Annotated in this window: 5 protein-coding genes; 2 read left to right on the forward strand and 3 right to left on the reverse strand. The window is 61.3% G+C overall.

Annotated elements, in window-relative coordinates; genetic code table 11:
• The first annotated feature begins 40 nt into the window (after positions 1-40).
• A complete protein-coding gene (locus IC232_RS14995; protein WP_190845782.1) occupies positions 41-1,729 on the forward strand; it encodes a GMC family oxidoreductase in 1,689 nt (562 codons plus the stop codon).
• Between the two features lie 43 nt (positions 1,730-1,772).
• Here the strand turns inward: IC232_RS14995 and IC232_RS15000 are convergent, their stop codons facing one another.
• The 3 genes from IC232_RS15000 to IC232_RS15010 form a co-directional block, all read right to left on the reverse strand.
• Complete coding sequence (locus IC232_RS15000; protein ID WP_190845783.1) at positions 1,773-3,083, reverse strand: HlyD family type I secretion periplasmic adaptor subunit; 1,311 nt, start codon at positions 3,081-3,083, stop codon at positions 1,773-1,775.
• Between the two features lie 31 nt (positions 3,084-3,114).
• On the reverse strand, positions 3,115-4,854 hold the full coding sequence (locus IC232_RS15005) for a type I secretion system permease/ATPase (RefSeq protein WP_190845784.1): 1,740 nt from the start codon (positions 4,852-4,854) through the stop codon (positions 3,115-3,117).
• 128 nt (positions 4,855-4,982) lie between these two features.
• Complete coding sequence (locus IC232_RS15010; RefSeq protein WP_190845785.1) at positions 4,983-12,311, reverse strand: peroxidase family protein; 7,329 nt, start codon at positions 12,309-12,311, stop codon at positions 4,983-4,985.
• 588 nt (positions 12,312-12,899) lie between these two features.
• On the opposite strand from IC232_RS15010, the gene IC232_RS15015 reads away from it, so the two are divergent.
• Positions 12,900-13,667, forward strand: a complete 768-nt coding sequence (locus IC232_RS15015; protein WP_190845786.1) for a LuxR C-terminal-related transcriptional regulator — start codon at positions 12,900-12,902, stop codon at positions 13,665-13,667.
• The last annotated feature ends 63 nt before the right edge of the window (positions 13,668-13,730 follow it).

Consider the following 13,730-nt stretch of genomic DNA (forward strand, 5'->3'; position numbering starts at 1 on the left):
CATCGAAGATCCTCCGGCGCACGTGAAGCAGGATGCAGAAATGAAAGAGCGTTTCGACTACATCGTCGTGGGCGGCGGATCATCCGGTTCCGTGGCCGCCGCTCGCCTCGTCAATGAAGGCAGGCGCGTGCTGCTGCTCGAGGGCGGCTATTCCCACCGCCATCCGCTTCTCGACATGCCGCCGGGCATCTTCAAGATGATCAACGGCAGCAAATACATGCGCTATCACCAGACGGTTCCCCAGGAGCATCTGGACGGGCGCGTGCACGACATCCCTCAAGCCAACGTTCTCGGCGGAGGCTCCTCTGTCAACGCACAGGTTTATATGCGCGGCCGCCCATCCGATTACGACGAATGGCACGAGGCGCTGCATGGGGAGAACGATTATCCCGGCTGGAGTTGGGCCGACGTTCTGCCCCACTTCCGCACCATGGAAGGCAACAACAGGTTCTATAACGATCTGCATGGCGCCGACGGGCCATTGCTGGTATCGGATCCCGGCCACATCAACGACATGTCGCGCTGGTTCGTGCAGGCCGTGCAGGCCCTGGGCGAGCCCTTCAACCCCGACTTCAATGGCCCCAAGCAGCGCGGCGTCGGCTTCTATCAGTTCATGAACCGGCGCGGCCGGCGCAGCAGCGCGGCCTACGCCTTCCTGGCGCCACTCGCCGACAATCCGAACCTCGTTATCCGTTTGCAGTCGCGGGTGAGAAAGATCGAGATCCAGAACGGGCGCGCCGTCGGCGTTACCTATCGCGATGCCAAAGGTTTGGACCACCAAGTCTATGCGGACGGCGAGGTGATTCTGGCATCCGGCGCCCTCGTCACGCCCCAGCTTCTCATGCTCTCAGGCATCGGCCCAGCCGATCAACTGCGGGAGAACGGCATTTCCTGCATCGCCGATCTTCCCGGCATCGGCGCGAACCTCATCGACCACCCGGAGGTGCCACTGATCGCAAAAGCCAACGGACCCTATGGCTATTACAAGCAGGGCGTCGGCTGGCGCATGCTGCTCAACGGGATTCACTTCCGGCTGTTCGGCTCCGGCCCGATCCTCTCGGCAGGCGTCGAGGCCGGCGCCTTCGTGAACCCGGCCGATCCCGACGCCGAGCCGACGATCCAGGCCTTCTGCGTCCCGATCGTCTATTTGGATCGGGACACTCTCAATCTTGTCGAGGACACCTATGGACTGACAATCACCACCGTCGTGGTGAAGCCCAAATCCCGTGGTTATGTCCGCCTGCGCTCAGCAAACCCGGATGATATGCCCCTCGTCTCGCCCAATCTGCTGAGCCATCCTGACGATGCTCGGGCAATGATTGATGGGCAGCGATTCTTCCTCCGTGCCTTCCAGACCACGCCGCTCGCCGATCGGATCGAGCGCATCTCCATCCCGGACCCGAACGATCTCAGCGACGAGACGATCATGAAGCACTGCCGCCGCTTCGTGAAAACGAATTACCACCCGAGCGGGACCTGCCGCATGGGGAGAGCCAGTGATGAAATGGCCGTTCTCGATTCCAGGCTGCGGGTCCGCGGAATCGAGAACCTGCGGGTTTGCGACCTTTCGGCGATGCCCAACATCAATGCGGGCAACACGAATGCGCCCGCAATGATGCTTGGGAGCCGTTGCGCAGAACTCATCACCGGCCGTCCAACCATCAGCACCTCCCAGTTCGGCCCTCGTCTGTCCGAACAGGGGGACATGAGCGTCGCGACGTTAAGCTGAGACAACAAGGACCGGGGCTGAGGCACCCCGGTCCTTGTAGCGTTCACTCCTCGCGGAAAGCCTTGGCCATGTTGTCGGCGACCGGCTTCGTCAGGTACGAGAACACTGTGCGGTAGCCGGTCTGGATCAGCCCCTCCACGGGCATGCCCGGAACCAGCTTGAGATCACCCAGACGCTCCCGCTCACCGTCCGCGAAGGCCACGCGCACCGGGTAATACTGCATGCCTGTGCGCTGATCCGTCACCAGATCGGCCGCGATCATGCTCACTTTGCCTTTGAGTTCAGGCGTTGTTCGCTGGTTGAACGCCGACAGGCGCAGCACCGTGTCGAGACCGGGGCGGAGCTGGTCGATGTCCTGCGGGGAAACCTTCACCTCGATGGACAACTCGTCCGCCTCGGGAACGACAAGCATCAGGGATTCGCCGGCATTGATCACGCCGCCAACCGTATGCACGATTGACTGGTGCACGACGCCGTCCTGTGGGGCTCGAATGTCGATGCGCTTGAGCTGATCCTCGGCCGTGGTCTTGCGCTCGACGAGCTCCGCCGCCTTGGCCTGCACCTCGCGCAGTTCCTTGGACACCTCGCTCCTGAGATCCTGATCGATCTGGAGGATCTGAAGCGACGTTTCGCTGATGCGCCCCTTGGCCTGAGCGATGCTCGAGATCAGCTGTCCGCGCTCGCCCCGCAGCCTCGTTTCCTCACGCTTGAGAGATGTGACGCGCGTAATCGGCACGAGGTTCTTCTTCCAGAGCTGCTCGACGCCAGTCAGCTCGTCCTGGATCAGCTGGATCTCGTCTCCCTTCGCTGAGGCCTGCAGCTTGAGGCCGTCGATCTGCTCCTGCAATTGCGAGATGCGCTCCTGCAGCTGGGCCTTCTGGCCGGCCCGGGCCTCGCGACGATCCTGGAACACGTTAGTCTCGCCCTGGATCAGGCTGGCAAGCTCGGCATCCTGCAGACGGCTCTTGAAAGCAGCCGGGAAAGCAATCTTTTGCGATCCATCGCGCTCGGCTTCGAGGCGGCTCTGGCGGGCGGCCAGCTCATCCAGGCTCTTGGACACCATCGACAGACTCGCCCGTGCAACGGTCTCGTCGAGCCGGACCACCACGTCGCCTGCCCTGACCCGGTCGCCGTCACGGGCGAGGATCTCACCGACAACACCGCCGGTAGGATGCTGGACCTTCTTCACATAGGTGTCGACCACGATGGCGCCCGGTGCCACCACGGCTCCGGACAGCTCGGTCACGGCTGCCCAGCCTCCAAGACCGCCGACGAGGAAGAAGGCGGAAGAGAGCCCCACCAGCGAGTAGCGGCGGATCGCGGCACGGGCACTTGGTTTGCGTTCGGACTTCATGACATTCCCCCAGATCCTTGATGACTCAATCCTAGACGGCTTTCAGCGCAGTAGCGGTCGCCACCCGTGGCTCGGCGACTTGCGGGGCCGGAACCGGGCGCAGCACCTTGCTCAGGACTTCGTCCTTCGGGCCGAAGCTCTGCATCCGCCCCTCGCCCATCACCAGCACCAGATCGACACCCGCAAGCGCACTCGGCCGGTGGGCGATGACCACCACGACCCCTCCCCGCGCCCTGATGCCCATGATCGCAGCCGTCAGGGCCTGCTCGCCCTCGTTGTCGAGGTTGGAGTTCGGCTCGTCGAGCACCACCAGGAAGGGATCACCATACAGGGCGCGGGCGAGAGCCAGGCGCTGGCGCTGCCCGCCCGACAGGGCCGCTCCCGCCTCGCCGACCTGCGTCTCATAGCCGTCCGGCAGTTGCAGGATCATCTCGTGGACATTGGCGGCCCTGGCGGCGGCGATGATGGCTTCCGCCTTCGGCTCGGGATCGAACCGCGCGATGTTCTGCGCCACGGTTCCGGCGAACAACTCCACGTCCTGCGGGAGATAGCCGATGTGTTGCCCGAGATCCTCCGGCAGCCATTGCTCGACGGCAGCGCCGTCGAAGCGAACCTTGCCGCGCCAGGTCGGCCACACGCCGACGATCATGCGAGCGAGCGAGGACTTGCCTGAGGCGCTGGGGCCGATGATGCCCAGACCGCTCCCGGCCTTCAGCTCGAAGGACACGTCCTGCACCGAGAACCTCTGCCCACCCGGAGCTCCGGAGCCGGCATTCTCGATCGACAGGATGGACCGGGGTGCTGGGAGCTTCAGGGGCTCGTCAGTCTGGGCATTCGCCTCAAGGAGCGTCTTAAGTCGGCGCCAGCCCTGGCGAGCACTGACGAAGCCCTTCCAGTTGCCGATGGCGAGCTCGACCGGCGCCATGGCGCGCGAGGTGAGGATCGAGCTGGCGATCATGATGCCGCCGGTCGCCTGGCCGTCGATGACCAGATAGGCACCGATCGCGAGCACCATGGATTGCAGCAGCATCCGCAGCACCTTCGACATGGCGCCGAAGCCACCCGCCACGTCGGAGGTCCGCTGCTGATGAGACAGGTAGCTGGCATTGGCATCGCCCCAGCGCACGCCGATGCGCCTGGCCATGCCCATGGCCTGGACGACCTCGGCGTTGCGGCGCGCGCCCTCAGAAATCCCGTTGCGCACGAGGGCCGCGCCCACGGCTGCCTTTGATGCTTCCTTGGTCATCACTTCTGTCAACAGCGTGATCACCACGAGAAGGCATGCACCGCCCAGGGCCGCAAGGCCGATCCAGGGGTGGAAGGCGAAGCAGATGAACAGATACAGAGGCATCCAGGGCAGATCGAAGAGTGCCGACGGCCCGCCACCAGCCAGAAATGCGCGCAGTTGATCGAGATCGCGCAGGGGCTGCTGCCCGTCGCCGTCGACCTTGCCCTTGAGAGGCGCCTTGAGCTGCCCCTGGAAGATCTGCTGGCTCAGGTCCTCGTCGATGGCTGCGCCGACGCGCGCCATGATCCGACCACGGAGCGCATCGAAGAGGCCCTGGAAGAGGTAGAGCACCACGATAATGACGGAGAGACCCACGAGCGTCGGGATGCTCTGGCTCGGAAGAACCCGGTCGTAGACCTCCATCATGAAGATGGAGCCCGAGAGGTAAAGCAGGTTGATCAGGCCGCTCAACACTGCGACGCCCAGGAAGGCACCGCGACAGGAGGCCATGAGGCTGAGACGCTTCTTGAGGGGGCTGGTCATCGACTTGTACCTTGGGAAGTGTGCGTCACGTGAAGTGCCTTTGGCGGCACCGAACTTGTTTGAGTAACCCCGCCGGGAGCTTTGGGGGGCATAGCTCCCGGCGAGGTCACACCGATGTCGAACCAGCGTCAGAAGATGAAGCCGCTGCTGTCGAGATCGGATTCCTTAACGCCCTGAAGGACCGGGATGTCGTCTTCAGGAGCGATGCGACCCTCGAAGATGCCAAAGTTGAGGAAATGGTCGAGAGCGTTGACCTCAGCCGCGGCCACGTCCGGATTGGCCTCCAGGTAGGCGGTGGTATCGAACCCGGCCGCGGGATCACGGCCCTCCTTCGCGCCGAACTGGAAGTAGTGCTCGAGCGGGTTCACGCCGGCGGCTGCTACATCCGGGTTGGTCTCCAGATAGTAGCTGGTGTCGAACACCGCATTGGGATTACGGCCCTCCTTCCAACCATAGGTGTTGAAGTGCACGAGAGGATTTATTCCAGCCGCGCCGACATCCGGGTTGGCCAGCAGGTAATACTCCCGGTCGAAGCCGCCGACGATGTCCCGGCCGACCGCCGCGAAGGTCGCCCGACCCTCGAACTGACCCCAGGTGACGTAGTGGGCGAGCGGGTTCACGCCGGCTGCTGCCACATCCGGATTGGCCTGCAGGTACTGCTGCGTATCGAAGGACGCGGAGGCATCACGCCCCTCTCCCGCACCGTAGCGGGCATAGTGGTCGAGAGCACTCAGGCCGGCGGCCTTCACGTCCGGGTTGGCGGAGAGGTAAGCCGCCGCATCGAAGACCGCGTTGGCATCGCGTCCTTCCGCCTCGCCGAAGGCGAAGTAGTGCGCCTCGGCGTCCTGGCCGGCCTGCCAGACATCCTTGTTGTTGGCATAGTAGAACAGGTCGTCCACCAGCAGGTTGTTGTCGGTGCGCTCGATAGTGCCATCAGTAAAGGTGAGGCGCTGAGCCTTCGTGACATCGGCCGTTTCTCCGTTGGGCCCGGTGATGACGATATGGCCGCCGGCATAGCTCACGCTGGCCTGGCTGAAGGCGAAGCTGAAGCTGGAACCGGTCTCGATCACATTCTCGACTGGAACGGGATCGGGATCGGACGGGGTAACCGGCGCAGGATTGGCAGGCGTACCCGGAGCAGGCTTCTCGACGGTGATGGTTACCGTGCCTTCACTTGAGCCCCCCTGGCCGTCCGCCACCGTGTAGGTGAAGGAGGCCTCGCCGGTGAAGCCGGCTTTGGGCGTGAAGGTGATGGTGCCATCCTCATTGAGAACTGCTGTCCCATGCTCGTCCTCGTCGAGGTCGACGAGGGAGAGCGTGCCGCCGTCAAGGTCGAGGTCGTTGGCCAGCAGCTGCGCTGCCGTCAGCTGGAGAACCTCCCCCTTCTGGACCGTGAAACGCTCCCCGATGACAACGGGACCCTCGTTGTCGGGAGTCTCCTCGTCGCCGTCATCCTCCTTTTCATGCTTCTTGAGACTGGGATTCCCGTCGCTCGCGTAGGTGACGGAATGTGTGGCGCTCTTCCAAGTCACCGTGCCATTGGCGTTGACGATCTTGGCGTAGTCGTCGACATCCAGCCCCGGGGCCAGCTCGATCACGTCCTGATCCCTCAGCGTTCCGACGATAGTGTCGTTGCCGCCGTTGGACTTGAACACGATCCGGTGCGCCGACTGCAGCGACGTGATGTCCACCGTGTCATTCCCGGCATTGCCGTCGACCGTGATGGTGCTGAAGTTCAGGCTCGTCCCGTTGAAGCTGCCGATAACCTGGATCGTGTCGCCATTGCTGCTGCCACCGTCAGGTTGGTTGGGGTTGTTGCCGTTGTTTGCGGTAGTATTCAGAAAGTTGACGCTGATCTCCTCGATGTTGTCGAGCTCGGCGATGATGTTAGCATTGGTAACGGCGCCGCCAGGTCCGTTGGTGTTTCGGGTCACGACGATTTCGGTCGCCGCGCCCAACCCCGTCATGCCGGCAGTGGCCGCCGCCTCTCTCGTATAGATCCGGAAGACCTCCCCACCTGCCACACCAGAAAGCCGGTAAGTGTCGACGCCGGCACCGCCATCGATGAAGTCACGACCTTCATTGCTGACCTGGTCGATGAAGTCGTTGCCGTCGCCGCCGTTGACAGTGTCGTTACCTGCCCCGCCGTTGAGTGTATCGATGCCATCGCCGCCGTTGACAGTGTCGTTACCTCCCCCGCCGTTGAGGCTGTTGCCAATGGCGTCGCCCGTCAGGTTATCGGCGCCCGATCCGCCCGTGACGTTCTCGATGCTGGTGATCGAGCCGAAGCCGGAGGCCGCTGCAGTCCCGAGGTTGACCGTGACACTGCTTGTTGAGCCGGCATACGACAGGGTATCAGCGCCTACCCCGAGATTGGCATTTACCGCCTCGACGTCGACAGCGATGGAGCCGCTGCCTTCGATTTGAGTGATGCGGGTGCCATCAAACGCCACCGTGAGGGTTTCACCGTCAGCGCCCGTATCGATAATCGACAGCATATCGGTGTCGGCGCCACCGGAGATAACGTCATTTTCGTTGGGATCACCGTTAATATCGACCACGATGGTGTCGTTGCCGGAACCGCCGTTGATGTTATCGTTGCCGCCTCCGCCGGCCAGGTTATCATTGCCGGACCCGCCGTTCAGGGTATCATTGCCGGATTGCCCGAACAGGTTGTCGTTACCGTTGCCGCCGGTGACCGTATCGTTGCCTCCCGATCCATAGACGACACTGTCCGTGCCCCCTGCCGTGAGGTTGTTGGCACCGTTTGTACCGAAGACGACGGAGTTCGTTCCGGTCGTGATAGTGAACGTCTCCGTACGGGTTGCGCCGGTCGTGTCCGTCGTACTGATGTTGAGCGTGTAGGTCGCACTCGACGCCATGGGCGAACCGATCCGCGTGACGACACCTGCCGGGCTCACTGCGAAGCCGGGGCTGCTTCCTGCTGCGAGAGCGTAAATAAATCCCGAGTTGGTGTCGGCATCAGTTGTGGCCAGATTAGCGATGACGGTCCCTGCCGAGGGAAGTCCGTTCGCAAGGTTGCCGGTCAAGGCAACTCCATCATCCGGCGTCACACCGTTCCACTGGATATCGGTGGGCGGTATGGGTACGACGATCTCCATGTCGGAGAACCGGAGCCGCTCGATATTGCGAAGCGTGTCCGTGCCATCGGCTTGGGTGCCGCGGGCATGAACCACCGAGACGGTGCCGTTCGCATTGAGGGTGACATCGTATTCGGCCCTCGCACCGGAGAAAGCTGCGATATCAACGTCGCCGGCAGTCGTGTCCGTCCTGATCGTACGGACGATCGAGAGCTGGCCTGGATTGATGGCGCCGCTAAACATGCTGGCCGCCAGCGTCGTCATGCTGTTATGGAGTGCGATTGGCGTCCCGGTATGGTTGACATCACCAGGGGCGAAGACCCCAATCTGCACATCGAGCCACTTGTCGCCATCGATGATGTCGTCGCCGCCATTTCCTCTGATGACATCGTTGCCGTCGCCGCCGAGGATGATGTCACCTGCGCTGAAGGAGGTGACCCCAGCACCGAGGACTTCCTGCAGACCCTTGATCAGGGCGATACCCGCCGCGTCGAGGGCGCTGCCGGCATACCCTTCCGTGCCGCCTTGCGAGGCCGGAAGACGATCGGCTGCCACCGCGTCCGAGCCTGCCAGAGTGTCGCTGAAGCGCGAGCCCGACAGGCCTTCCATCGACGCATACTCGTCGAGTGCCGCATTCTGTGGAAGAGTGGGGCTTTCATCGAATACGATCGGGATGGACAGGTCGGCGTTCACCCCCAAGGTGTTGTCCTTGTAGGTCGCCCAGTCGAAGCCCGACATGCCGGCCATCTTGCCGCGGCCGGTGCTGCCCACCATGATGTCGTCGCCGCCTTCGCCGATGAACTCGTCGAAGCCGCCGTCACCCAGGAACACGTCGTGCCCGTCAACATCGTCATGCGCGAATATTTCGTCGAAGTTGTCGCCGGGGGCGCCGTCGAATGTGCCGGTTTCGATCCAGTCATTGCCCTCGTTGCCGAGGATGCGCTCCGCGTTGCGGTTGCCATAGATGAAGTCGTCGCCGGTGCCGGCAAACACTTCCGAGCCCATGTCGGTGCCGAGGAAGATGAAGTCCTGGCCGTCATTGCCCATGACGAGGTCGAGGCCAGGGCCGGCGTGAACTACGTCATTACCCTTGCCGGCCTTGATATTGTCGTCGCCGCCCATGTCCTTAATGATGTCGTCGCCGTCGCCACCGTTGAGGATGTCGTTGCCGAAGCCACCTTCGATGATGTCGTTGCCGCCATCGCCATAGACGGTGTCGTCGCCGATCCCGGCAATCAGAATATCATTCCCCGAAGGATTGACGGTGCTGCCGGGGTCGGTGCCGCCGAGCACGACGTGGTCACCGCCATTGTACTTGAGGTAGTTGGTGTCCGTGCCGGCGGTCGCAGGATTGTTGCGGATGACCAACTGGGTCAGGATGCCAGAACCGGTCGGGTCATTGCCCAGATTGTCGGCGCTCTCGTCGACTGCCGTTAGCGGATCATCGTCGAGAATACCGTCGGCGCCCGCAGTTTCGCCTAGACCTGGGTTGTACTGCTTGGAGCGGTCGACCTCGAGGAAGAGGCCCGGCGTCGAGAACACGTCGGACGGAAGATGCGTCGCGTCGGTGTTGCGCATCATCATAGCGGCGAAGGAATTGTTCTCCATCTCGCCGAACAGATGCAGGCCGTCGAGGCGCTGCAGGTAGTAGAAGCGATCCCCGCTCTGCAGTAGCTCCATCTGCGCTTCGAAGACGAAGTTGAAGGTGGCACCGAGCATGCCGCCAAACGGCATGATTTTTTCTGCAAGGCCTCCAATCCAGAGATCGACGTTCTCGAGACCTCCGAGATTGGACGCATAGATGCCGGTGCCGTTGAGGAAGGCCTCCGCATCGGTCGGCATGACAAAGTTCGGATCAGCGGCGAACTTGCCGAAGGGCATGCCAAAGATCAGCGTCATGGCCGCGTCGCGCTTGCCTTCCGCCGTCGTCTCGGTCGTGATCAGGCTGTGTGTGCCATAGGACGCGACGAAGTTGATGATCGAGGCTTCATGCTTGAGGTTGCCCGCGAAGTCGACCCAGCTCGTATAAGGGGTCAGTAGCGCATCCTGATTGGTCATTTCGAAGAAGGTGCGGCGCGCTTCGTTGAGCGAGGGTACACCGACGTCACGGCCGCGCGCCAGGTTAATGGTCGCAAGGTCGAGGGGCAGGCCGAGCAGGTTGTTGCGTAGCGCGCTGGTGATGAACTCGTCGATCTCGTTACCAACTTGGCGTGTCATGCCACGGATGATGGCCCCTGCGGCAATGCCGTCATCAACGCCATTGGGGCTGGTAAATGCCGTGGGGTTAAGGAAGCCTTGGATCAGGCTGATGTGGTTGGGGTTGAAGTTCGGGTCGAACTGGTCGATTGACTCGGTCAACATGGAGTGGCCGAAGCGATAGACCACATGCGCGAACTCAGCAAAGATCGTCGGGTCCATCATCGTATCGAAGCCATCGGGCACGAGGAACACGTTGATGTTCGGCTGGACCTTGCGGGCGAACTCTTCGAACACGAGGTGCTGGTACTGCATCTCGGTGCCGAATTTGGCGGCCTGGAACAGGCGTTCGCCATCCCAGGTAAAGCTGTCGAGCAGCGTCTTGAGAGCAGCGGCATCCGTTGGCAGTGTCGCGGGCAGGGCGTCGAGCTGGCTCTGGGTGATGTCGACCGCAAGCCATTCGTTGATGAAGGCGAGGTCTCGGGTTTCGAGAACGGTCACCTTGGTGTGCTCGGCGAGACGGTTGTGCTCGGCATGGAAGACGTGGTGGACGGCGGTCAGGCCGATATTTTCATTGGCGCGGCCATCGCCAGCCACGAAGTGGGCGTCGAGCAGTTCGTTGTCGTAGACGCCCGGCTCGTTGCCCGGGTTTTCGAGCCCGATGGTGATGTCACCGTCAGCCAAGCCGGTTGGCACCGCATTGTGAGCGATATCCGCCAGGAAGGCATGGTTGGTACGGATGGCGCCTACTGCGAGCAGCGGGTCGGTTGCACCGAAGAGGTTGGAAGGATCGACCGGATCGAGGGGATTGCCCTCGACGACGAGGTCGTCGGCCGTGTTCGGTATGAGGTCCGCGCCAATCCCGTAGATGATCTGCGGATAGCCATTCGGACCGGGAATGAAATTGCCATAAGGGTCAGTCCGTAGCAGCGGTACCTTGCCGACATCCTTGTCGGTTAGTTCGATGCCGAGCAGGTCCCTGGCCTGGGCCTTGACCTCGCCCCAGGTTGCCATGCCGCCATTGGCTCCCTCGATCAGGTTGCCAGTCGATGCGGGGCCGTCCGTGGTCGCTGCATACTGGCGCAGGAAGACCTGATGTGAGGGATGGGAGGTATAGGTCTGGTTCTGGTCGACATAAGACGTCGTGGTGTTGACCGGGCGCACGTCATCGCTTGTGCCGAGCTGTCCATCCGGGCCCGCCCCGACGGTGGCGCGGGTCAGCACCATGAAATTCGTGCTGCTGCCCGGGACATAGAGGGGGTCATCGGGGCTCAGCGGGATCATGACGGTGCCGCTGCCACCCTTGTTCACGAGGTCGAGGCCGTGATCGAAGAACTGGCCGAACAGGGTGAACCAGGAATTGAACGGGGCGGACAGGCCTTCGTCCGGCGCGAAATTTGGAATATGGACGTTGATCCCGTCCAGGGCGATGCCGTTCGCGGTGAGCAGGGCGAAGAGGCCATTGCCATCCGGAGCCGGCCCGCCGGCGACGTCGATGGCCGCCTTGGCGGCGTCGAGAGCAACTCTGGCTGCCGTGGCAGCCTCCTGGAGGGCCTGATTACCGGGGCTCGCTGCTGCCGCTGCTGCTGCGGAGGCTTCGTCGCGCGCGGCCTCTTCCAGTTCCTTGAACAATGGCTTAAGCGGCGTGTAGAGTGCGGCGATCTGACCTGTGATCACCATTCCGGGATCATCGACCCCGGCGTTCTGCAGCGCCGTCAGGATGGCGGCCGGATTGGCAAGCGTCTGGTCTACGAGCAGGTTGCTGATCACACGGACGTAAGGATCAATGACATCACCCGGACCAGCACGATTGCCGATAACAGTGCCGTTTGGCAGCGTCGTAGTCGGACCATCATTGTCGACGCCTGGCCGGTATTGCATCGGTATCGCAGGCGAGGGGCCGGCCCCGTCGGGATCCACCATGATCGTGCGGAACGTCGGGTTCATGAGCTCGTTGAACGGCGTGTCGGATGCACCCCACTTTTCCTGGCCGGGCAGGAGGTGGTTGTAGGAACCATCTACGGTGCGCAGGCCCCAGGAGAGGTTATAGGTCGGGATCAGGCCGCCCTCCCCGTAGAGCGGCTGGCCGGCAGCGTGCGCCTCGGCGATTTTGATCTGCTTGAGAATGAATTCCAGATCGGAGCGAATATAGGCAACCATGATAAAACCCTCACCCTTGTGTTCTTGAGAAGGACACCATCATCATGGGCTGGAAGGCAGGGGCTTTACTATCTGGGCTGAGGTCTAGGCCAAGTGTTTCGAAGGTCTCTACTGGTTAGGACCAAAGTTAAATTTCAAGGTCAGACTTTAGTTAACTGCGCCTTAGGATCTCCTGGCACGGTCGAGCTGGATCGAAGTCGTAGAATGACTAATCAAAAGAAAGCAGCCGTAGATCCAGCTTTCGAACAGAGACAATTGTCGTTCTGAAATCACAAGTGACTCATCACAATCTGGTTTATACCTCATTGGAGGTACCACCTTGTAGGCGGCAATGTGGTTTTCAACCCCTCCTTATTCGTATTGATATTTCACATGAATGGGAACATCCTCTTTCGAAGAGCTCTAAAAATATAAATGGGTTTAGCGTTTATGACTGGGCCAATACTTCAGCACCCAACAATAGCGCTATTTCAAGACTATGGGGCCTCACAAGAGGATCAACGGGACTAGTCGCGCGGTGACTGAGGTCACTGTGCCAAGAGAAGATTATTTGCGTGACACACGCATGTTCTGCAACGGGGGGCGCTTATGTCGAAGACGATCCGAATAGGTATTATCGAGGATCAACCTCTTTTTCTGGATGGCATGATTGATGCCTTTACAACGCAGCCGGACATAGCAATCGTAGCTCACGCGGCGCGGATAGGAGACACGATCCAACTGATTCAGGAAAATCAACCGGACGTGGTCATCGTCGGCGTGAGCCTACCGGTCGATCGCTTCGAGGCTCTTGATGTGATTGTATCAAAGTATCCGTCGGTCAGAATTTTGGTTCTTTCGGACAGTGCGGACGAAGAGCGGATTTGTAATGCCATAGCGGAGGGTTTATCTGGTTACCTTCCAAGAAGCAGCAGCGGCCCTGAACTGATTGATGCCGTGCGGACACTTGACCAAGGCATTGGCTGTGTTTCACCGACGCTGGCGAGCAGGCTCTTGATGCGCGCGAACAACGACAGCTCCAGCATGATGAAGCCCAAAGATCGCCTCAAGGGCCTTGCCCCGCGAGAGAGGCAAATCGTATCAATGCTGGCGGTCGGGCTTAGCAACCGAGAGATTGGCATTGAGCTCGACATCAACGAAGGTACCGTCAAATACTACGTAACTAGCATTCTAGGTAAGCTGCAAGTTCGCAATCGTGTCGAAGCCGCCCTCCTTGCTAGCTCCCAAGGCGTAGTGTGGCGGGCTGGAGATGAAATGCCCCCGCAGCTCGATGCTGCCCCCCCCGGGAAACTTACAAGGAGCGTGTCTGCAGGAGACCTCAGCTGGCTGCAGCGCAGTGACTCAAGGAAAAATTAGCAAAGCAGCAGGAAGGTACTGCCAACTTGACGTTGATGGGACGCTATGGCTGTAAAATCGACA

This window comes from Microvirga sp. (assembly GCF_014699075.1).
Lineage (GTDB): Bacteria > Pseudomonadota > Alphaproteobacteria > Rhizobiales > Beijerinckiaceae > Microvirga.